The sequence below is a fragment of the Kocuria salina genome (assembly GCF_013368965.1).
GTDB classification, from domain to species: Bacteria; Actinomycetota; Actinomycetes; order Actinomycetales; family Micrococcaceae; genus Kocuria; species Kocuria rosea.
The window spans coordinates 102,025-123,800 of record NZ_SSSF01000004.1 but is presented as its reverse complement, the minus strand read 5'-3'; the positions used below and the strand labels follow the sequence as shown (position 1 = coordinate 123,800).

Genomic DNA, 21,776 nt, shown 5'->3' with positions numbered 1-21,776 from the left:
ACCCTGAGCGCAGGCCCCCGGCCGCGGCCCACCCGGCGCGGCAGCCGGATCGCCGCGCTGCGCGGCGGCCCCGTGGCGGCTCACCCGGCGCGGCAACCCGGGGCGGCCCCGGCGCGGCAACCCGGTCGCGGCGTCCCTGGGCCGGCTCCCGGTGCGCGGGCGCTCAGGCCAGGCGCAGGAGCGGGACCTCCCGCTCGGCGCGCGTCAGCGAGCCGTGCTGGCCGACCATGGACAGGACGCTCGGGCGGACCCGGCCGAGGTCGAACAGTGCCAGGGGCTCCCGCCCCAGCACGAGGAGGTCGCCGATGCGCCCGCGCACCGCGTCGCGCACGAGCGCCGGCGGGCCGAAGTAGCCGGCGTCGAGGGCGGCCTCCCGGGAGAGGATCCACACGCGGGACCCGAAATGCTCCCGCCAGGTGGCCACGAGCGCCCGGACGTCCTGCGCCGTCGCGTCCGGCTCCAGGTGCAGCTGCACCGTGCGTGGCTCGCCGGCCGTGTGCCGGACACCGTCCAGCAGCCCTGGGAGCTCGGAGAAGTCGACACGCGCGTCCCGCGGGACGTCCACCATGCCGTGGTCACCGGTCACCAGCACCGTGGTGCCGGCCGGCACGCGCGCGACCAGCCGTCGCAGCGACGCGTCGAGCTCCTCGAGCTGGGCCGTCCACTCCCAGGACTCCCAGCCCCGGGCGTGGCCGGTGCGGTCGAGCTCGTCCCAGTAGAAGTACATGAGGGCGTCGCGTCCCGCGGCGAGCTGGTCGAGCGCGGTGCTGACCCGCGCGGCCGGCCCCTCCGCGGCCACGAACCGGCCCCCGCGCAGGGCCGCGTCGGTGAGCCCGGAGCCGGCGAAGCGCTGCCGGCTGACCGTGACCACGTCCACGTGCTCGGCGGCGCGCTCGAGCACCGTGGGCAGCGGCTGCCACGCCCGGGGGTCCACGGCGGCGTCCCAGCCGCCGAGCTGGTTCACGACCCGGTCCCGGTCGGGGTCCAGCACGTCGTAGCCCACGAGTCCGTGCGCCCCGGGGGCCGCGCCCGTGCCGAGGGACGCCAGCGAGGCCGCCGTGGTCGTGGGGAACGCCGCGTCCAGGGTGGCCAGGCCCTGCGCGCCGGCCAGGCCCGGGGCGTGCCCGGCGCGGGCCCGCAGCTGGGCCCGTCCCAGGCCGTCCACCATGACGACGACGACCCTCCGGGCAGCGGGCAGCCCCAGCGCGTCCCGGAAGCCGGGCACGCCCAGGGACGCCGCGGCCGAGGACATGACCTCCGCGACCGAGCGGCTGCCGTAGCGCGGCGGCCCCGGCAGGTCGGCGGGCAGCGCGGGCAGGACCTCCTGCACCGCCCTCACCGGGCGGCGCCGCTGTCCCGGCCGGTGAACCGGTCGGTGAACCGGGTGCGCGGTGTGGCGGCGGCCGCCCGCCGCGGAGCCGGCGTGCGCCCGTGGGCCGGCTGGGCGATCTGCGCGCCGTCGGTCAGCGGGGAGAGGTTGGCCCGGCGCAGTGTGCGCGCGAACTCCCGCGCGCCCTCCACGGCGGTCGGGCCGTCGGCCTCCGCGCTGATCCGCAGCACGATGTCCTCCCGGGCGGCCGTGCCGGTGTAGCCGTGGTCGGCCTGGCACTGGGGGTCCTCGCACAGTGCGGGCGCCAGGTCCACGTGCAGGGTGCCCGTCCACGCGATGGCGAGCGTCACCTCGGAGATCGGGCTGTCCGGCCGGTAGTTGGCCGGCTGGTAGTACGAGTAGCTCAGCGTGACCGAGCGGATCTGCGAGATGCCGACCGTCTCCGTGGAGACCCGTGCCACCACGTCCCGGCCGCCCTCGTCGAACTCCTCGTCGTCCACGTGCGTCACGTGCAGCACGTCCTCGGCGAGCACCAGCACGGTGGTGTGGCGGTGCACCTCCGTCCGGTCGATGTGGGTCTCCAGCTGCACGAGGTGGGAGACCGGGGACCGGCCGTCCAGGGAGTCCTGGACCACGTCGATCACCAGCTGCGGGTAGAAGCCGGCCTTGTTGATGTCCTCGACCAGCCGCTGGCCGCGCTCACCTGAATACGTCATGGGGGCCATTTTCCCCCACGGCCGCGCCAGTGCCCAACACGGGCCCTCAGGGCACCCGGAAGTAGCACCGCTCCTCCCCGCCGCCCACGTCCTCGCAGACCCGTTCCAGCACCACGGGGCTCTCCTCCGGCGCCGGGCTCGGGGTCGTGTCGGCGCTGCGCGTGACCGTGGGCGAGCTCCCGGGATCGGGCACCCGCTCCGCGGAGCCCAGGGGATCGAGCAGCAGATATCCGCTCAGCAGCGCAGTCATCCCCACGAGGACCACGAACACGCCGGTCACGGCTCGGCCGCCGCGGCGCCGCCCGGTCCGCGCCGGCCGCGGGAGCGCCTCCGTGGCCCTCCCCCCGGCGGGCCGGCGGCCCGCCCGGTCCCGGCCGGGGTCGTTCCCGGTGCCCCCGCCGTCGCCGTCGCCGGACCCGCCGTGCCCGGAGCCGTCGCGCCCGGACCCGGCAGGGTGCGGCACCTCGTCGTCGCCCGACCCGGTGTGGACTCCCCCGGCACCGGTTCTCCCGCTGCCGGTCGTCCCGCTGCCGGCGCCGCCGGCGTCGGCCAGCCCGCCGCCGCCCACCGTGGTCCCGGCCGTCCGCTGCCCGGTGCTGCCGGGAGCGGTGCCGGCGGAGTCGGTGCTCCCGGAGCCGGCGTCCAGGGTGTCGGGGCCGTCCGGGAACCGGCCGCCGGCCTCCGCGCCCGCGGCGGCTCCGCCGCCGAGCCCGGCGCCGGTCGTCCCGTCCGTCCCCTCCGTGCCGTCCCACCCGGTCAGCACCCGGCTCGCCCACGGCTCCGGCAGCGGCTCGAGGACGTCGAAGACCTCGAACGGCTCGCCGTCCCGGGTGCGGGCAGGGTCGAAGCGCCGTCTCGCCGCTCCCGCGGTGAGCTCGTGGAGCACGGTGACGGCCGCGTCGCGGCGCTGGGCGGGGTCCGGGGTGAGGAGGGCGGCGAGGTGCTCCGCGAGGTCGCCCTGCTCCCCCACCACGGCGCGCGCATCGTTGGGCCCCAGGCTCTCCTGCGGCTCCAGCGAGGGGTCGAGCATCCGCAGCGCGGTGATGCCCGCCGCGTAGAGGTCCTGCGCGGGGTTCGGGTCGGTGAGCTCGTAGGCCTCCGGGGGCAGGTAGCCGGGCGTGCCCACCACGGTGCCCGTCCGGGTCAGCCGGGCGTCCTGGACGCGCACGGCGATGCCGAAGTCGGAGAGGAGGACGTGGGGGCGGCCCGTCCCGGTGCTGTCCAGCATGAGGTTGCCCGGCTTCACGTCCCGGTGCACCCAGCCCTGGGCGTGCACGAACTGCAGGGCCTGGAGCAGCTGGGCGAGAACCTCCTCGGTCAGCTCCACCGAGGCGGCCCCGTTGTCGAGCAGCGCGGACTCCAGGGTGCCGCCGTGCACGAGGGGCATCGCGATGACCACGTGCGCGTCCTCCGCGGCCCACCCGTAGGGGGCGAGCACGTGCGGGTGGTCCAGCTTCACCGACTGCTCCCGCGCGAAGCGCAGCAGGTCCGCGGAGTCGCGCTGGCGCAGCACCTTGGCCGCGCACAGCTGCTGGAGCCGGCCGTCCCAGGCCCGCCACACGGAGCCGCTGCCGCCGCGCGCGATGGGGTCGATGAGGGTGTACCGACCGGCTATGGTGTCCGCCACGAAGTCCGGGCCCGCCTAGCTGCGCATGGCCCGGCGCGCGCTGTCCGTCCGCTGCCGGGCGTTGCCGATGCCGACCGAGGCCCCCAGCACGGTCACGGAGCCGCTGGAGACGAGCACGGGGTTCAGCTCCACGCGGGCGATCTCGGGGTGCCGGTCCTTGAGCAGCGCCACCCGGGCGACGAGGTCCTCGAGCCGGTCGACGTCCGCGGCCGGGACCCCCTGGTGGCCGAAGAGCTTGCGCGAGGCCTTGGGCTCGCGGACCATCCGCCGCACGTCCTGGTCGGTGAGCGGCGGGACCCGGTGGGCCCAGTCCTCGAGGAGGTTCACCGCGTCCCCCGCCATCCCGAACGAGACCACGGGGCCGATCAGGGGGTCCTCGATGGCCCGGAGCACCACCGACTGGCCGGTGGGGGCCATGGCCTGCACCTCGAGGTCGAAGGTGCCGAAGGGGGCGAGCGCCCGGTGCATGGTCTCGATGGCTGCCCGCAGCTGCGCGTCGTCCTGGATGTTGAGCTGCACGCCGCCCAGGTCCAGGCGGTGCCGGAGGTTGGGGTCGGTGGTCTTGAGGGCCACGGGGTAGCCGAGCCGGTCGGCGGCGGCCAGGGCGTCCTCGGGATCGGTGAACCGCTCGCTGGGCAGCAGGCCCACCCCGTAGGTCTCCAGCAGCTCCCGCGCCTGGTCCCCGTCCAGCTCGAGCAGCTCGTCGCCGGTGACGCTGGGCAGGATCTTCTCCACGAAGGTCTCCGCCGCCTCCGCGTCGATGCCCTTCGGCTCGGCGAGGCTGCCCTGGTCCTGGGCGCGCCACCGGGTGTAGTCCACGACCTTGGCGAGCGCGCGCAGGGCCGCCCCCGGGGAGTCGAAGCAGGGCACGTCCAGTCCGTCCTCGGCGTGGTGCAGGGCGGAGACCGCTCCGGGCTCGGTGCTGCCCGTGAAGACGACCACCACGGTCTTGCCGTGCTCCCGCCCCACCCGGCCCACGAGCTCGGCCACGCGCTCCGGCGTGGCGCCCGGGATCGGCATCAGCGTGACCACGGCGGAGTCGACGGCCTCGGCGCCGAGGCAGCTGTCGACGGCCGCCCGCAGCGCCTCGAGGGCGTCCTCCCCGCCGTCCGCGGTCCGGACCCCCGCCTGGGTCACCGCGACGTCCAGCCCCAGCTGCATGCACCGGTCCTCCATGAGCTGGCCCAGGGCCAGCGCGTTGGAGACGAGGGCCGTGCGGGCGCCCGCGGGCAGGGGCTGGCCGGCGAGGATCCCGGCCACGTCCATGAGGTGCTCGCTCGTGTCCGCGCGGATCACGCCGGCCTGCCGGAACATCGCGTCCAGGGCCCCCGGCGGGGCCTGGGTGGTGCGCCCGGTGTGGCCGGGCGGCAGCCGGAGACCGGTGACCTCGCTCTTGGCCACGATCACGGGCTTGGTCAGGGACAGCCGGCGGGCGATCCGGGAGAACTTGCGCGGGTTGCCCACGGACTGCAGGTAGAGCCCGCACGCGCGGGTCGCGGCGTCGTCCTCCCAGTACTGCATCATGTCGTTGCCGGAGACGTCGGCCCGGTTGCCGGCGGAGAGGTACGTGGACACGCCCACGTCGTGGCGCAGCGCGGCCGCGTTGAGCATCATGCCGATGGCCCCGGACTGGCTGAACAGCCCCAGCGGGCCCTCCCGCGGCACGGTGGGCAGGATGGAGGCGTTGAAGCGGGACTCCGGGGCCGTGCTGTAGAGGCCCAGGCTCGCCGGGCCGACCACGCGCATCCCGTAGGAGCGAGCGCGGCGCACCAGCTCGGTCTGCCGGGCCCGGCCCGCCGCGCCGGCCTCGGCGTACCCGCCCGTGACCACCACGACGGCGCGCACGCCCGCCGCGCCGCACTGGTCCACGACGTCGGCCACCTGGTCGACGGGCACGGCGACCACGGCGAGGTCCACGGGCTCGGGGACATCCCCGATCGAGGTGGCGTGGGTCATGCCCTCCCGCTCGAAGGGCGTGGGGCTCACCCCGCTGAGCCGGCCGGCGAACCCGGAGGCGACGAGGTGCTCGACCAGCGCGTGCCCGGCGTGGCCGGGGTCCCGCGACGCCCCGATCACGGCGATCGAGGACGGGGAGAGGAGGTCGGCCATGGAGAGGGCCTCGGCGCGGTGCTCCCGCGCGGCCATCACGGCCAGCGACTTCTCGGTCGGGTCGATGTCGAAGCCGACCACCACCACGCCGTCGTCGAACTTGCGGGTGAGCTCGTAGCCCGCCTCCGCGAACACGCGGAGCATCTTGCGGTTCTCGGGCAGGACCTCCGCGGAGAAGTGGTCGATCCCGTTCTCGCGCGCGGCCGCGGCGAGGTGCTCCAGCAGGATCGAGCCGATGCCCCGCCCCTGGTGGGCGTCCGAGATCATGAACGCGACCTCGGCGTCGTCGTGCCGGTCCGTGCGGTCGTAGCGGCCCACGCCGATGATCCGGTCCGCCAGCACCAGCACGAAGCAGACGCGGTCCCGGTGGTCCACGCGGGTGAACCGCTCCAGCTCCCGGGCGGAGAGGGTGGGCTTGTAGGAGAAGAAGCGCAGGTAGATGGAGTTCTCGGACTGCGACTGGTGGAAGGCCAGGAGCGCGTCCTTGTCCTCCGGGGAGATCGGGCGCAGCTGCGCCGTCGCGCCGTCGCGGAGGATGACGTCGGCCTCCCAGTACTCGGGGTACTGCCCGGCGTCGTCCGTGTCCGCGGTCTCTGGAACCATAGACTTCAGGCTAGTAGACAAACCTGCACCGTCAACGGTGCGTCCCGGTGCGTCCCCGCACGATCTCGAACGCCGAGCCGCCGGGCCCGCCCCGGACCGACCCACGACCGAAGGACCCCCCGCTGTGATGGCACGCCGCCGTGCGCCCTCCCGCCCGTCCGCCGAGGACGAGCTGCCCCCCGACTTCCGGGAGAACATCGTCGACATCGACGTGACCTCCGAGATGGAGACGAGCTTCCTCGAGTACTCGTACTCCGTCATCTACTCCCGCGCCCTGCCCGACGCCCGGGACGGGCTCAAGCCCGTGCAGCGGCGCATCCTGTTCATGATGAACCAGATGGGGCTGCGCCCGGACCGCGGCCACGTCAAGAGCGCCCGCGTCGTGGGCGAGGTGATGGGCAAGTTGCACCCGCACGGCGACTCCGCCATCTACGACGCGATGGTCCGGCTCGCCCAGTCCTTCGCGATGCGCCTGCCGCTCGTGGACGGGCACGGCAACTTCGGCTCCCTCGACGACGGCCCCGCCGCCTCCCGCTACACCGAGGCCCGGATGGCCCCGGCCGCCCTGGCGCTGACGGCCGACCTCGACGAGGACGTCGTCGACTTCGTGCCCAACTACGACAACCAGTTCACCCAGCCGGGCGTGCTGCCCGCGGCGTTCCCCAACCTGCTGGTCAACGGCTCCTCCGGCATCGCGGTGGGCATGGCCACGAACATGGCCCCGCACAACCTGCGCGAGGTCGTCGCGGGTGCCCGGCACCTCGTGGAGCACCCCGAGGCGACGCTCGAGGAGCTCATGCGCTTCGTGCCGGGCCCGGACCTGCCCTCGGGCGGGCGGATCGTGGGCCTCGACGGGATCCGGGACGCCTACCGGACCGGGCGCGGCTCCTTCAAGACCCGCGCGAAGGTCTCGATCGAGCAGATCTCCCCCCGCAAGCAGGGCATCGTCGTCACCCAGCTGCCCTACATGGTGGGGCCCGAGAAGGTCACCGAGAAGATCAAGGAGGCGGCGCAGGCCAAGAAGCTCCAGGGCGTCTCCGACGTCGTGGACCTGACCGACCGCAAGAACGGCCTGCGGCTGGTCATCGAGGTCAAGAACGGCTTCAACCCGCAGGCGGTCCTCCAGCAGCTCTACAAGTACACGCCCATGGAGGACTCCTTCGGGATCAACAACGTTGCCCTCGTGGACGGACGGCCCCGCACCATGGGCCTCCTCGAGCTGCTGCGGGTCTACGTGGAGCACCGGCTGTCGGTGGTCCGGCGGCGCACCGGCTTCCGGCTGGCCAAGCGGCGCGACCGCCTGCACCTGGTCGAGGGCCTGCTCGTGGCGATCGTCGACATCGACGAGGTCATCCAGATCATCCGCTCCTCCGACGAGACCGCCGTGGCCCGGGAACGGCTCATGGCCGTGTACGACCTCAGCCGCGTGCAGGCCGACCACATCCTCGAGCTGCGGCTGCGGCAGCTGACCAAGTACTCGCGGATCGAGCTCGAGAAGGAGCAGGAGGAGCTGCGCCGGGAGATCGCCGAGCTCGAGGAGACCCTCGCCTCGGACTCGCGGCTGCGGGCCCTGGTCTCCGCGGAGCTCGCGGAGGTCGCGGAGGTCCACGGCGACGACCGGCGCACCGAGCTGCTCGAGTCGGAGGCCCTGCCGGCGCCCGTCGCCGCGGCGGCGGCCCCCGCACCGGGGCGGACGGCGGCGGGCGGGCTCGCGCTCGAGATCGCCGACGACCCCTGCTGGGTCTTCCTGTCCACCTCGGGCCAGCTCGCCCGCACGCCCTCCCAGGTCCCGCTGGTGGACCCGCCCCGGCGGATCAAGCACGACGCCCTGGTCTCCGCGGTGCGCGCCACCGCCCGCGGGGAGATCGGGGCGGTCACGTCCACCGGGCGCATGCTGCGCGTCCAGGTGATGGACGTGCCCGTGCTGACCGCCTTCGAGGGCACCCCGAAGCTGGGCGACGGCGTCCCGGTCAAGGACTTCCTCACCCTCGGCCGCGGGGAGCGGCTCGTGGGGCTCGCGCCGCTCAACGCGGTGCTGGCCCTGGGCACCCGCAACGGCGTGGTCAAGCGGGTCAGCCCCGAGTATCCGCTCAACCGCGAGGACTGGGAGGTCATCACGCTCAAGGACGACGACGAGGTGGTCGGCCTCGCCGAGTCCGCCGCCGCGGAGGACGAGCTGGTGTTCGTGACCCGGGACGGCAAGCTGCTGCACTTCGAGGCCGGTGCGGTGCGCCCCCAGGGCCGGACCGCGGGCGGCGTCGCCGGGGTCAAGCTGGTCGCGGGGGACGCCGTGGTCTTCTTCGGGGCGGTCCGCGCCGCGGACGAGACGCCCGTGGTCGTGACCCTCGCCCGCGCCGACGAGGTGCTGCCCGGCATGTCGCAGTACTCGGTGAAGGTCACCCCGTTCTCGGAGTACCCGCCCAAGGGCCGGGCCACCGGAGGGGTGCGCGCGCACCGGTTCCTCAAGGGCGAGACGGGACTGGCCCTGGCCTGGGTGGGGCACGGACCGGCCAAGGCGGTCGCGGCCTCGGGCGTGGCCCGGGCCCTGCCCACCGAGCACGGCCGCCGGGACGGCTCGGGCGTGCCCACCGACCAGGTGATCGACGCGGTGGGCCCGGCCTACGGCTGAGGCTCAGCGGCGGGGCCCGAGCAGCCCCATCTGCTCCACCGCCGCCCGCTCCTCCTCGAGCTCCCGGACGGAGCGGTCGATGCGGGCGCGGGAGAACTCGTCCAGCTCGAGGTCCGGCACGATCGCTGCCCGGCCGTCCCGGCAGACCACCGGGAACGAGCTGACGAGTCCCTCCGGCACGCCGTAGGAGCCGTCGGACGCGACCGCCATGGACGTCCACGTGCCCTCGGGGGTGCCCAGGACCCAGTCGCGGACGTGGCACAGGGCCGCGTGGGCCGCCGAGGCCACCGAGGAGCCGCCGCGCACGTCGATGATCTCCGCGCCGCGGCGCGCCACCCGGGGGATGAAGGTGTCGTCCACCCAGGCGAGGTCGTGGCCTTCCCCGGCCAGCACCTCGAGCGCCGGCCGGCCCCCGACCGTGGCGTGGGTCAGGTCGGGGTACTGGCTCGCCGAGTGGTTGCCCCACACGGCCACGCCGTCGATCTCGTCGACGCGGGCCCCGGTGGTCGCGGCGAGCTGGGCCAGCGCGCGGTGGTGGTCGAGCCGGGTGAGGGCGGTGAAGCGCTCGCGCGGGACGTCCGGGGCGTGCGAGGCGGCGATGTAGGCGTTGGTGTTGGCGGGGTTGCCGACCACCACGGCCCGGAAGTCCTCGGCGGCGCCGCGGTTGACGGCCCGCCCCTGGACCGAGAAGATCCCGGCGTTGGCCTCGAGCAGGTCGGCCCGCTCCATGCCCTGGGACCGGGGGCGGGCCCCGATGAGCAGCCCCACCGAGGCGCCGTCGAACGCGGCGTCCGCGTCCTCGAAGACCTCCACGCCGTCGAGCAGCGGGAACGCCCCGTCCTGCAGCTCCAGGGCGGTGCCCTCCGCGGCCCGCCGCGCCTGCGGGAGCTCGAGCAGGTGCAGGCGGACGGGGGTGCCGGGGCCGAGGAGGTCGCCCGCCGCGGCCCGGAAGACGGTGGCGTAGCCGATCTGGCCCGCGGCACCGGTCACGGTGACGGTGACCGGCCGGGGCCGGCCGGGTGCGGGGGACGGGGTGTGCGGGCCAGTGGCGGTCATGCGGGGTCCTTCCTCGGGGACGGTCGCTCGTCCCTGCCCAGCGTAGCGGCCGCACCAGGGCACCGGCCCTCGGTGCGCCCGCCGTCCCGCGCGCTCAGGCGTCGATGCGCTCCTGGTCCAGGTGCGTGGCGCCCTCGATGATGAAGTCCTTGCGCGGGGCCACCTCGGAGCCCATGAGCAGGGAGAAGGCGTGCTCGGCGGCCTCGGCGTCCTCCACCCGGATCCGGCGCAGCATCCGGTGCCGGACGTCCATGGTCGTCTCCGCGAGCTGGTCCGCGTCCATCTCGCCCAGGCCCTTGTAGCGCTGGATGGGCTCCTTGTACCGCCGCCCCTCCGCCTCGAGCCGGGCGAGCAGGTCCGTGAGCTCGCGCTCGGAGTACGTGTAGACCATCTCGTTGGCCTTGCCGCCGGCGTTGACGATCTCCACCCGGTGCAGCGGGGGCACCGCCGCGTAGACCCGCCCGGCCTCCACGAGCGGGCGCATGTAGCGGTAGAACAGCGTGAGCAGCAGGGTGCGGATGTGCGCGCCGTCGACGTCGGCGTCCGTCATCATGATGACCTTGCCGTAGCGGGCGGCGGTGAGGTCGAAGGTGCGCCCCGAGCCGGCGCCGATGACCTGGATGAGCGCGGCGCACTCCGTGTTGGCGAGCATGTCCGTGATGGACGCCTTCTGCACGTTGAGGATCTTGCCGCGGATCGGCAGCAGCGCCTGGTAGTTGGAGGACCGGGCCAGCCGCGCCGTGCCGAGCGCGGAGTCGCCCTCCACGATGAACAGCTCGGAGCGCTCCACGTCGTTCGAGCGGCACTCGACGAGCTTGGCCGGCATCGAGGAGGTCTCCAGGGCGTTCTTGCGCCGCTGGGTCTCCTTGTGCACCCGCGCGGAGATGCGGGACTTCATCTCCGCCACGACCTTCTCGAGCAGCTGCCCGGCCTGCTGCTTGTCGTGACGGCCGGTGGCCGTGAGCTTGGCGGTCAGCTCCTTCTCGATCACCCGGCTCACGATCTGGCGCACGGCCGGGGTGCCCAGGACCTCCTTGGTCTGGCCCTCGAACTGCGGCTCGGCCAGCCGCACCGTGAGGACGGCCGTGAGCCCGGCCAGGACGTCGTCCTTCTCGATCTTGTCGCTGCCGGCCTTGAGCTTGCGGGCGTTGGCCTCGATCTGCTTCCGGAACGTCTTCAGCAGGGCCGCCTCGAAGCCGGCCTGGTGGGTGCCGCCCTTGGGGGTCGCGATGATGTTCACGAACGAGCGCAGGGACGTGTCGTAGCCGATGCCCCAGCGCAGGGCGACGTCGACCTCGCACGTGCGGTCCAGCTCCGTGAGCTTGGAGCGGCCGTTCTCGTCCAGGACCGGGACGTTCTCCTTGAACCGGCCCTCGCCCTGGAACCGCCACACGTCGGTGACCGAGCTGTCGGCGGCGAGGTACTCCACGAACTCGGAGATCCCGCCGTCGTGCTGGAACACCTCCTCGTGGGTCCCGAACTCCCCCGGCGTGCCGGGCAGGCCCCGCTGGTCGCGCACGGTGATGCGCAGCCCGGGGATCAGGAACGAGGTCTGGCGGGCGCGCTTGGCGAGCTCCTCGTAGCTGAACCGGGCGTCCGCCGTGAAGATCTGCTCGTCCGCCCAGTACCGGATCCGGGTGCCGGTGACGCCCCGCTTGGCCTTGCCGACGACGTCGAGCACCGACCCCTCCACGAACGGCTCGAACCGGGCGTGCGGGGAGGGCCGGCCCTGGTCCACGAAACGGCCGGGCTCGCCGTGCCGGAAGGACATCTGGTAGGTCCTCCCGCCGCGGTCCACCTGGACGTCCAGGCGGGCGGAGAGCGCGTTGACCACCGAGGCGCCCACGCCGTGCAGGCCGCCGGAGGCGCTGTAGGAGCCGCCGCCGAACTTCCCGCCCGCGTGCAGCTTGGTGAAGACGACCTCCACGCCGGTCAGCCCGGTGCGCGGCTCGAGGTCGATGGGGATGCCGCGGCCGTCGTCGTGGACCTCCACGGCGCCGTCGGCGTGCAGGACCACCGTGATCTGGTGGCCGAAGCCGGCGAGGGCCTCGTCCACGGAGTTGTCGATGATCTCCCACATGCAGTGCATCAGCCCGCGGGAGTCGGTGGAGCCGATGTACATGCCCGGCCGCTTCCGGACGGCCTCGAGGCCCTCGAGGACGGAGAGGTGGCGGGCGTTGTACTCGGAACGGGACGGTGTCACGGGGATACGACTCCTGGGGGACGGCGGGATTCCCCACCACTGTAGTCCCGGCGGCGGACACCGCAGGCCCGGGCGCGGGTCACGCGGACGCGACCCCGGCCGGCACCGTGACCTACGCCCGGGGCGAAAAACGGCCTCCGCCGGAATCGATTGTCCGAGGGTCGTGGTTGTATAGAGCAGTACCCCGACGCGTCCACGAGACCCCGGGTACCCGCACCGGCGGCCCCGTGCCCCGTGCAACGAGTACGACCCAGGAGGAGGATCCCGTGAACGCAACATTGGAGAGCCGAGAGCTCAATGCGACCGACCGCTGCGACGCGTGCGGCGCCCAGGCCTACGTCCGAGTGATCCTCGAGTCGACGGGCGGTGAGCTGCTGTTCTGCGCTCACCACGCGCGCAAGAACGAGCAGAAGCTGCGGCCGCTGGCGGCCACCTGGCAGGACGAGACCGAGCGCATCGGTTCCTGACCGGGCGACCGCCCAGGGCGGTCGACGCAGGAGGGCCCCGACACCTGGTGTCGGGGCCCTCCTGCGTGTCCGGTCCTCGCCCCGGTCACCGGAGCGGTGCGCGGGTCCCGGGCGTGGTCGCCCCGCGCCCGGAGGATCTCCGGGCGCGGGGACGGCCGGTCAGTCGAGGTAGTCGCGCAGCACCTGCGAGCGGGACGGGTGGCGCAGCTTGGACATCGTCTTGGACTCTATCTGCCGGATGCGCTCACGCGTCACGCCGTAGACCTTGCCGATCTCGTCGAGCGTCTTGGGCTGGCCGTCGGTCAGGCCGAAGCGCATCGCCACGACCCCCGCCTCCCGCTCGGAGAGGGTGTCCAGGACCGAGTGCAGCTGCTCCTGCAGGAGCGTGAAGCTCACGGCGTCCGCGGGGACCACGGCCTCGGAGTCCTCGATGAGGTCGCCGAACTCCGAGTCGCCGTCCTCCCCCAGCGGGGTGTGCAGCGAGATCGGCTCACGGCCGTACTTCTGCACCTCGACGACCTTCTCGGGCGTCATGTCGAGCTCGTTCGCCAGCTCCTCCGGGGTGGGCTCCCGGCCGAGGTCCTGCAGCATCTGGCGCTGGACGCGGGCGAGCTTGTTGATGACCTCGACCATGTGCACCGGGATGCGGATGGTGCGGGCCTGGTCGGCCATGGCACGGGTGATGGCCTGGCGGATCCACCAGGTGGCGTACGTGGAGAACTTGAAGCCCTTGGTGTAGTCGAACTTCTCGACCGCGCGGATCAGTCCGAGGTTGCCCTCCTGGATGAGGTCCAGGAACAGCATGCCGCGACCGGTGTAGCGCTTCGCGAGCGAGACGACCAGGCGCAGGTTGGCCTCGAGCAGGTGGTTCTTGGCGCGCTTGCCGTCGTGGATGACCCAGCGCAGCTCCTTGCGGGTCTGCGGGTCGAGGCTGTCCTTCCCGTCCGCGAGCTTGTGCTCCGCGTACAGGCCGGCCTCGATCCGCAGCGCCAGGTCCACCTCCTGCTCGGCGTTCAGCAGCGCGACCTTGCCGATCTGCTTGAGGTAGTCCTTGACCGGGTCGGCGGTGGCGCCGGCGGAGACGACCTGCTGGGCCGGGGCGTCGTCGTCGTCGTTGTTGGTGATGACGAAGCCGGAGGTCTTCTCGTCCTTGGGCGCTGGGACGGCCGGCGCGTCCTCGGGCGCGGCCTCCTCCTCCGCGTCGGCGTCCTCGTCCACGTCGGGCTCGATCACCCCGGCCTCGTCGGTCAGGGCGGTCTCGATGTCGGCGTCGTCGGTGACGACGACGTCCTCCTCGGGCTCCCCGGCGACGGCCAGGGCGTCCTTGTCCGCCGGGGCCGCGGCCTTCTTGCGGCCCGCGGCCTTCGGTGCGGCCGGGGGCTTGCTCGCGGCGGTCCTGGTCGCGGTCGACCGGCCGGCGGTGGACTTCGTCGAGGCGGCCGCGGTGGCGCTCTTGGGAGCGGTGGACTTCGCGGCGGTGGACTTCGCCGCCGTGGTCTTCTTCGCGGCCACGGTCTTCTTGGTCGCGGTCGACTTCGCAGCGGCGGTCTTCGCCCGCGGCGACGTGCCCGTGGTGCCGGACGGCGACCGAGCGTCCCCGGTGCCCGGGGTCTCGGCGGCGGTGTCCGTCGTCTTGTTGCTGGCGGCAGGTGACACTGAGAGCCTTTCGTTGAGCGGTCACGGCGTCCGCCCTCGGGGCAACACGCCTATGACCCTGTCAAGTCCGTGCGCCGGGCAGTGTCCGGCGCGGCGGGCTTGAAGGGTCCTGACAGCCGGAACCACCCGTGGGCGGGATTTGTTCCCGCTCGACCGGACGGACCCGAAAAAGCTCGTCGCACGGGGCTCAGGAGTGCCAGGCGGTGGCACGGTCCCGGGCCCAGAGCGGCACGGGCCGGGCGTCGGCGAGGCGGAGCACGCGCAGCGCGGGCGGGTGTCCGGGGAGCAGCGCCGTGGCCCGGCGCACGAAGTGCGCGGTGTGGGAGCCGCGCGCCCGGAACCGGTTGAGCTGCGCGAGCTCGACCAGCACGCCCGCGAGCACAGCCCGGCCCCGCGCCTCGTCGTCCGTCCGCGCCGCGTCGCCCGTCCCCGCGGAATCCTCGGCCGCTCCGCCGGCCGCCCCCGCACCGGGCTCCGGTCCGGGCCCCGGTCCCAGCCCCGTGGGCTCCAGGAGCCAGCCGAGCACCTGGAGCACCCGGTAGAGGGTGTCGAGCAGCGACCAGTGCGGGGTCTCCGCCCACTCGCCGGAGAGCACGCGGGAGAGCCGGACCAGCTCCCCCGCGTCCGGCACGGGCACCCGGGCGGCGGCCGGGCCGGACGCGGTGCCGCCGCGACCGGCCGCCGGTCGGCGGGGCAGCGGCGGGACGCCCGGAGGGAGGGGCGCCCGGGTCGGCCCGATCGGAACGCCCGGGGCGTCGGGTCCGTCCACCCGGTCGTCGACGTCGTCGCACAGCTCGGCCCACATCGCGGCGGCCGCGAGGACGCCGTCGAGGTCGTCCGTGGCGCAGGCGGCCAGGAGCAGGTCTGCGAGCACGGGGTCGGCCAGGCTCGCGGCCAGGAAGCCGAGCAGGTCGTCGTCGTGGTCCAGCACCGCGGGCACCGCATCCCCCGGCGCGCCCCGGACCGTGGCGAGCACGTCGGTCCAGACGGACAGTGCGGGCCCGAGGCGGTCCAGGTGGTGCCATGCGTCCGCACCGGCCCGTGCCCAGCGGACCGCGGCCTGCCCGGCGGCACGGGCGGTGCCGGCGGGCAGCGCCCCGTACTCCTGGTCCATGGCGAGCCGCGGGGCCGCCGCGTAGGAGCTGCCCGAGGCCACGAGCGCGGCGTTGACGGCGCTGTCCTCGATGTCCGCGACGTCCTGGACGTCGGCCGGGTCCTCGGCCGGCCACCAGCGGTCGCCGGCCACGATCCAGCGCGCCGCCACCGCCCGCCCCGCGCGTCGGGCGGCCTCGTCCACGACGGCGAGCACACCGTCCACCGCGGCGGGTGGCGCCGCGGCCCCGGACGGGTCCCCGGGCGGCGGCGACGTGTACACGATGACGAAGACCCGGTCGCTCAGGGTGTCGTGGGCGACGAGGTCGGCGAGCTCGGCGACGAAGGCCTCCCCGAGGCGTTCGTCGGACGGGCCGGCCGGGAGGTCGACGCGCACGCACGCCCCTGCCGTCCCGCCGCCGGCGGCGAACAGGACGAGGGAGTCGGCGGGCCAGTAGCCGAGCGTGTGCGGCACGACGGCCAGCAGGTCGGCCGCGCACCGGACGACGGGGACGAAGGGGTCTCGGATGGGGTGCTGTCTCATGCGCCCAGCCTGGGCACCGGCCGGTACAGGGGCACGCGCCGGGGCGCGGTCTGTGGACGGCCGGCGGGTCGGGGGCCCGGCGCCCGGCGCGGTGCAGTGCCGACGGGACCGGCCGGCCGGTCAGGCGGCGTCGTGCCCGTGCTGCCGGCGCACCCGCCGGACGGTGGCCAGCACGCCCGCGGCGCCCGCCGCAGCGACCAGGAACTGCGCCGCGATCGCGACCCGGAACGCGTCGGGAGCGTACAGCTCGTCGCGGAAACCCGCGGCGTGGAGCACGTCGAGCACGAAGCCGGTGACGAAGATGGCCAGCACCGAGGCCGTGAAGCCACCGACGTTGACGATGCCCGTGGCGGTGCCCGAGCGGCGGGCCGGGTTGAAGCTGCGGGTGATGTCGAAGGCGATCATGGAGGCCGGCATGCTGATCGCGATGACGCACACGGCGGCCAGCACCACCGGGACGGGGGCCGTCCCGGGCCAGACCAGCAGGACCGTCCACGCCGCGAAGATCACGGCGGTCACCCCCAGCGACAGCCGCACCCGGCGGTGCGGGTGGCGGGCGGAGAGCCCGCCGAGGCCGAGGGCCACGGCCAGGTTGGTCACCACGAAGGAGGTCATCACCAGGGAGATCGTGGTGTCCGACAGGTCCTGGGCGTACTCGAGATAGGGGTAGCCCCACATCAGCACGAACGTGTTGCCCGCGAACTGGGTGGTGAAGTGCACCCAGAAGCCGAGCCGGGTGCCGGGCTCGGCCACGCTCTCTCGGAGCACCCGGCCGGTCCGCCGCAGGCCCAGCGCCGGGTTCAGGACCTCCACCCCGGGGGGCGCATTGCGCAGCAGGGTCGCGGCGAGCACGGCGGCGAGCAGCGCGAGGGAGGCCAGCGCCGCGAAGGACGGGAACCACCCGGTGAGCTCGAGCAGCCACGCGAACGGGATGACGGACACCAGCTGGCCGAGGTTGCCGACCACGCCCAGGAACTGGGTCAGCGGCGGCACGCGCAGCGCGGAGAACCAGGCGGGGATCAGGCGCATCACGCACACGAAGGTGGTCGCGTCGCCCGCGCCCACGAGCACGCGGGCGGCCACGCCCTCGCCGACCGTGTCGGCCAGGGCCAGCTGGACCTGCCCGGCCGTCATGAGCAGCGCCCCGGCTGCGACCATGACGCGGGAGCCGAAGCGGTCCACGAGCACGCCGACGGGGATCTGCAGCGCCGCGTAGACGAGGACCTGCATGAGCGAGAACATCGACAGCGCGGAGGCCGCGGTGCCGAAGCGCTCGGCCGCGTCGACCGACGCCACGCCGAAGCTGGTGCGCTGCGCCACGGCGCTGAAGTAGGCGAAGGTGCCGATCGCGAAGACCAGGTAGGCGCGGCGGGAGTCCTTGCCGGGCTCGTGGGCCCGGTACCGGTCGGACGGCATGCACTTCGCTCTCGGGGGGACGGGGCCGGGCCGGGACCCGGGACGGCGGGGCCGCCCCGGACGGCGCCGGACCGCCCCGCGCGCCGGCCGGGCTCAGTCCTGGTCGTCCTCCTGGGCGGCGAGGAAGGCCTCGGCCGCGGCGCCGATCTCGTCGGCGTCGGGGAGCTCGGACTCGTCCCCCACCAGCAGGGAGCGCGGGACCGAGGCGTCGACGACGTCATCGTAGCGCTGTTCCAGTCCTGCCACGACCGCCTGCACCTCGGGCGAGGCGCCGACCTGCTGGTCGATCTGGCGCTCGATCTCGCGGGCCGCCTCGCGCAGCTCGTCCGAGGGCAGGGTCAGCGAGGTCACGGCGCTGATGTGCTCGAGGGCGGCCACGGCGGCGTGCGGCAGGTGCGCCTCGGCCAGGTACTGCGGGACGTGCACGGTGAAGCCGATGTTGTCGATCCCCGCCTCGCCCAGCCGGATCTCGAGGAGCTGCGCGGCCGACGAGCTCATCTCCACGACCGGCTTCCACGCGTGCTCGGCGGGCAGCAGGTCGGCCCGGTTGCCGTGCACCGAGACGATGAACGGACGGGTGTGCGGGACGGGCATGGGGATTCCCGAGACGATGGCCACGAGGGACACGTCCATCCGCCGGGCCAGGCCCACGACGGCCTCGGTGAACCGGTTCCACTGCAGATCCGGCTCGGGGCCCGTCAGCAGCGCGAAGCTGCGCCCCAGACCGTCCGTGACGAGCCGGAGGGACAGCTCGGGGGTCTGGAAGCCCTCGAAGTGGTCCTCCACGAAGCTCACGTGCGGGCGGCGGGCCCGGTAGTCGTAGAGCTGGTCCAGGTCGAAACGGGCCACGACCTCGTGCGGGAGGGCCTCGGTGATGGTGTGCTCGATCTGCACGGCCACGTGCCCCGCCTCCGCGTAGCCGGACAGGGCGACGATCAGCGGCAGTCCGCGAACCCGGGCGTCCTCGAGCAGAGCGGGGTTGCTCAGGTACAGCGAGGTGGGGTCCAGCACAGCTCTTCCTCCTGGGGTGGGTCGGTTCCGGGCGTCCGTGGGGAGACCGGTGGGAGCACGCCTGCTACGGCGGGCCCGGATCATGTCAACCGTCCGCGGGCACCGCGTTATTCCCCGCCGATCCCGCGGGGCCCGCCCCGTGCGTCCGGGCCCCGGCGGCGCGCCGGCCGAGGATAGGATCGACAGCACGCCTGCTGGGCCGGTCCAGACCTCAGCGAAAGGACGATCCATGCCCGACGTACAGGACCTGCTCGAACCCCGTGGCATCGAGCTCACCGCCACGCACAAGGCCCTGGGCCGGACGCCGGCCCACGCGCTCGTGCTCGGGGTGGCGAAGGGACAGGACGGCGACGGCTCGGGCCGTGTCCTGCTCCCCGCCGGTGAGCAGCGACGGCTCGCCCCCGTGGTGGAGGCCGCGGCGGCGCTGCGCGTGAAGGGTGCCGCCGACGAGGTGACCGTGGTGCCGGCCCCGTCCGGGCTGCCGTTCGCCGTGGTGGTCCTCACCGGGGTCGGCGCCCTGCCCGCCGGGACCGCGGAGCGCGCCGAGGTGCTGCGCCGGGCCGTGGGCGCCGCCGTGCGGCGGCTCGCCGGCACCGACTCCGCGGTGCTCGCCCTGCCCGTGGACTCCGAGCAGGACGCCGCGGCGGTCGCCGAGGGCGCCGCCCTCGGCGCCTTCGCCTTCGCCCACCAGCGCGCGGCGACCGCCGGTGCCGTGCAGGACCCGCTGGCCTCCGCCGTCGTGCACGCCCCGGGCGTGGCGCGCGCCGCGCTGGGCCGGTGCCTCGACCGCGCCGCTGCCCTGGGCCGCGGCGTCCGCGCGGCCCGCACCCTCGTGGACCTCTCCCCCAACGTCATGTACCCGGAGGCCGTGGCGGACTACGCCCGCCGGGCCGCCAGGGGCACCAAGGTCTCCGTGACCGTGCTCGCCGAGAAGGAGCTCGCCAAGGGCGGCTACGGGGGGCTCCTGGGGGTGGGACAGGGCTCCGTGCACGGTCCGCGCCTCGTCAAGCTGGAGTACGCCCCGGCGCGCGCCGCGAAGCACTACGCCTACGTGGGCAAGGGCATCACCTTCGACTCCGGCGGCCTCTCCCTCAAGCCCCCGGCCTCGATGATGACCATGAAGTCGGACATGGCCGGCGCCGCCGCCGTGCTCGCGACCGTCCTCACCGCCGCCGAGCTGGGCCTGCCCGTGAAGGTCACGGGGTGGCTGTGCCTGGCCGAGAACCTGCCCTCGTCGACCGCCACCCGCCCCGGCGACGTCATCACCATCCGCGGCGGCCGCACCGTCGAGGTGCTCAACACCGACGCCGAGGGGCGCCTGGTGCTGGCCGACGGTCTCGTGGCCGCGTGCGAGGAGGCCCCGGACGCCGTCGTCGACATCGCCACGCTGACCGGCGCGCAGATGGTGGCCCTCGGCGCACGGACGTTCGGGATCATGGGCGACGAGGCGGTGCGCACCGCCGTGGCCGAGGCCGCCCGCGCCGCCGGCGAGGACGGCTGGCCCATGCCGCTGCCCGAGCACCTGCGCCCGTCCCTGGACTCCAAGGTGGCCGACCTCAAGAACATCGGGGACAAGAACGGCGGGATGCTCGTCGCCGGGATCTTCCTGCGCGAGTTCGTCGGCGGCGCCGACGGGGCACGGGTGCCCTGGGCGCACGTGGACATCGCCGGCCCCTCCTTCAACGAGGGATCGCCCTACGGCTACACCCCGGTTGAGGGCACGGGCGCGGGCGTGCGGACGCTCGTGCGGCTGCTCGAGGACGCGGTCGCCGACCGCGGCTGAGGTCCCGCGACACCCCTGCGCCGGAGGGAGCGCCCGCCTGGTCGCTCCCTCCGGCGTAGGGCTAAGGTATGTACGAAACGAACCCGTCACGGGACGGGTGCGACCCACCCGGAACGACGTCAACGCGCAAGGGAGCCAAACACGTGGCCGACAACGAATTCGACATCCTCGTCCTCGGCGGAGGGAGTGCCGGCTACGCCGCCGCGCTGCGGGCCGTCCAGCTCGGCTTCACCGTGGCGCTGGTGGAGAAGAACAAGCTCGGGGGCACGTGCCTCCACTGGGGGTGCATCCCGACCAAGGCGTACCTGCACTCCGCCGAGCTGGCCGAGGACGCCCGCGAGAGCTCCAAGTACGGCATCCACACCACGCTGGACTCCATCGACATGGCGGCCGTGCGGGAGTACAAGGACAAGATCGTCGCCGGCAAGTTCAAGGGCCTCACGGGTCTGATGAAGATGCGCAAGATCAAGGTCATCGAGGGCGTCGGCAAGCTCACGGGCGAGAACACCGTCGAGGTCGACGGCACCACCTACACCGGCAAGCACATCGTGCTGGCCTCCGGCTCGATCTCCAAGACCCTGGGCGTCGAGATCGGCGGACGGATCATGACCTCCACCGAGGCGCTGGAGATCGACTTCGTGCCCAAGAGCGCCATCGTCCTCGGCGGCGGCGTGATCGGCTGCGAGTTCGCCTCCATGTGGAAGTCCTTCGGCGTGGACGTCACCGTCATCGAGGGCCTCCCCCACCTGGTCGCCAACGAGGACCCCGCGCTCATCAAGATCCTCGAGCGGGAGTTCAAGAAGCGCGGCATCAAGTCCAGCCTCGGGACCTTCTTCGAGAAGGTCGAGCAGGACGACAACGGGGCGAAGGTCACCCTGGCCGACGGCAAGGTCTTCGAGGCCGACATCGTCCTCGTCGCCGTGGGCCGCGGCCCGAACACCGCCGACATGGGCTACGAGGAGCAGGGCATCCCCATGGACCGCGGCTTCGTCACCCCGAACGAGCGCCTGCACACCGGCGTCGGCAACATCTACGCGATCGGCGACATCGTCCCCGGGGTCCAGCTCGCCCACCGCGGCTACCAGCAGGGGCGGTTCGTGGCCGAGGAGATCGCCGGCCTGAACCCGGCCGTCGTCGACGACGTGAACATCCCCAAGGTCACGTTCACCGAGCCGGAGATCGCCTCGGTCGGCTACACCGAGCCGAAGGCGAAGGAGAAGTTCGGCGAGGACAACGTCGAGGTCGCCGAGTACAACCTCGCCGGCAACGGCAAGAGCTCGATCCTGGGCACCGGCGGCATCATCAAGCTGGTGCGCGAGAAGGACGGGCCGATCATCGGCTTCCACGCCATCGGCAAGCGCATCAGCGAGCAGATCGGCGAGGGCCAGCTCATCGTCAACTGGGAGGCCTACCCCGAGGACGTCGCCGCGTTCGTGCACGCGCACCCCACCCAGAACGAGGCCATCGGCGAGGCCGCCATGGCACTCGCGGGCACGCCGCTGCACGGCTGACCGCGTCGAGGCCCCGCCCCTCC

At 73.8% G+C, this 21,776-nt stretch carries 14 protein-coding genes; 4 read left to right on the top strand and 10 right to left on the bottom strand.

Annotation, left to right across the window (positions count from 1 at the left end; translation table 11 throughout):
- Positions 1 to 163 precede the first annotated feature (163 nt).
- Genes E7Z53_RS09675 through E7Z53_RS09660 form a run of 4 tightly spaced genes read right to left on the bottom strand, consistent with a single transcriptional unit; the run spans position 164 to position 6,385 of the window.
- On the bottom strand, positions 164 to 1,330 hold the full coding sequence (locus E7Z53_RS09675; protein WP_176337746.1) for an alkaline phosphatase family protein: 1,167 nt from the start codon (positions 1,328 to 1,330) through the stop codon (positions 164 to 166).
- A gap of 5 nt (positions 1,331 to 1,335) precedes the next feature.
- Positions 1,336 to 2,046: a DUF5998 family protein gene (locus E7Z53_RS09670; RefSeq protein WP_035924032.1), complete on the bottom strand. Its 711-nt coding sequence runs from the start codon at positions 2,044 to 2,046 to the stop codon at positions 1,336 to 1,338.
- Between the two features lie 46 nt (positions 2,047 to 2,092).
- Complete coding sequence (locus E7Z53_RS09665; protein WP_176337674.1) at positions 2,093 to 3,673, bottom strand: serine/threonine-protein kinase; 1,581 nt, start codon at positions 3,671 to 3,673, stop codon at positions 2,093 to 2,095.
- 15 nt (positions 3,674 to 3,688) lie between these two features.
- Positions 3,689 to 6,385 carry a bifunctional acetate--CoA ligase family protein/GNAT family N-acetyltransferase gene (locus E7Z53_RS09660; RefSeq protein ID WP_035924033.1) on the bottom strand — a complete coding sequence of 899 codons (2,697 nt, stop codon included), beginning with the start codon at positions 6,383 to 6,385 and terminating at the stop codon, positions 3,689 to 3,691.
- A 127-nt stretch (positions 6,386 to 6,512) separates the two neighbouring features.
- On the opposite strand from E7Z53_RS09660, the gene E7Z53_RS09655 reads away from it, so the two are divergent.
- Positions 6,513 to 9,014, top strand: a complete 2,502-nt coding sequence (locus E7Z53_RS09655) for a DNA gyrase/topoisomerase IV subunit A (RefSeq protein WP_035924034.1) — start codon at positions 6,513 to 6,515, stop codon at positions 9,012 to 9,014.
- A 3-nt stretch (positions 9,015 to 9,017) separates the two neighbouring features.
- Here the strand turns inward: E7Z53_RS09655 and E7Z53_RS09650 are convergent, their stop codons facing one another.
- Both E7Z53_RS09650 and E7Z53_RS09645 read right to left on the bottom strand, forming a co-directional pair.
- Positions 9,018 to 10,070, bottom strand: coding sequence for a malate dehydrogenase (locus tag E7Z53_RS09650; RefSeq protein WP_115162576.1), 1,053 nt, complete (start codon positions 10,068 to 10,070; stop codon positions 9,018 to 9,020).
- 94 nt (positions 10,071 to 10,164) lie between these two features.
- The gene (locus E7Z53_RS09645; RefSeq protein ID WP_017834165.1) at positions 10,165 to 12,273 is read right to left on the bottom strand and encodes a DNA gyrase/topoisomerase IV subunit B; all 2,109 of its coding nucleotides are present in this window, start codon (positions 12,271 to 12,273) and stop codon (positions 10,165 to 10,167) included.
- Positions 12,274 to 12,539: 266 nt separating this feature from the next.
- Here E7Z53_RS09645 and E7Z53_RS09640 point away from each other — a divergent pair, with 266 nt between their 5' ends.
- Complete coding sequence (locus tag E7Z53_RS09640; protein WP_017834164.1) at positions 12,540 to 12,740, top strand: DUF7455 domain-containing protein; 201 nt, start codon at positions 12,540 to 12,542, stop codon at positions 12,738 to 12,740.
- A 159-nt stretch (positions 12,741 to 12,899) separates the two neighbouring features.
- On the opposite strand, the gene E7Z53_RS09635 is transcribed toward E7Z53_RS09640, so the two are convergent.
- The 4 genes from E7Z53_RS09635 to E7Z53_RS09620 form a co-directional block, all read right to left on the bottom strand.
- On the bottom strand, positions 12,900 to 14,396 hold the full coding sequence (locus E7Z53_RS09635; protein ID WP_031283343.1) for an RNA polymerase sigma factor: 1,497 nt from the start codon (positions 14,394 to 14,396) through the stop codon (positions 12,900 to 12,902).
- Between the two features lie 187 nt (positions 14,397 to 14,583).
- The gene (locus E7Z53_RS09630; RefSeq protein ID WP_109243802.1) at positions 14,584 to 16,032 is read right to left on the bottom strand and encodes a DUF4192 family protein; all 1,449 of its coding nucleotides are present in this window, start codon (positions 16,030 to 16,032) and stop codon (positions 14,584 to 14,586) included.
- Positions 16,033 to 16,152: 120 nt separating this feature from the next.
- Positions 16,153 to 17,448 (bottom strand): MFS transporter, encoded by a 1,296-nt coding sequence (locus tag E7Z53_RS09625; RefSeq protein WP_017834160.1) that lies wholly within the window; start codon positions 17,446 to 17,448, stop codon positions 16,153 to 16,155.
- Positions 17,449 to 17,541: 93 nt separating this feature from the next.
- Complete coding sequence (locus tag E7Z53_RS09620; protein WP_017834159.1) at positions 17,542 to 18,459, bottom strand: proteasome assembly chaperone family protein; 918 nt, start codon at positions 18,457 to 18,459, stop codon at positions 17,542 to 17,544.
- 229 nt (positions 18,460 to 18,688) lie between these two features.
- Here E7Z53_RS09620 and E7Z53_RS09615 point away from each other — a divergent pair, with 229 nt between their 5' ends.
- Both E7Z53_RS09615 and lpdA read left to right on the top strand, forming a co-directional pair.
- Positions 18,689 to 20,242, top strand: coding sequence for a leucyl aminopeptidase (locus E7Z53_RS09615; protein ID WP_176337673.1), 1,554 nt, complete (start codon positions 18,689 to 18,691; stop codon positions 20,240 to 20,242).
- Positions 20,243 to 20,385: 143 nt separating this feature from the next.
- A complete protein-coding gene (lpdA, locus tag E7Z53_RS09610; protein ID WP_017834157.1) occupies positions 20,386 to 21,753 on the top strand; it encodes a dihydrolipoyl dehydrogenase in 1,368 nt (455 codons plus the stop codon).
- The last annotated feature ends 23 nt before the right edge of the window (positions 21,754 to 21,776 follow it).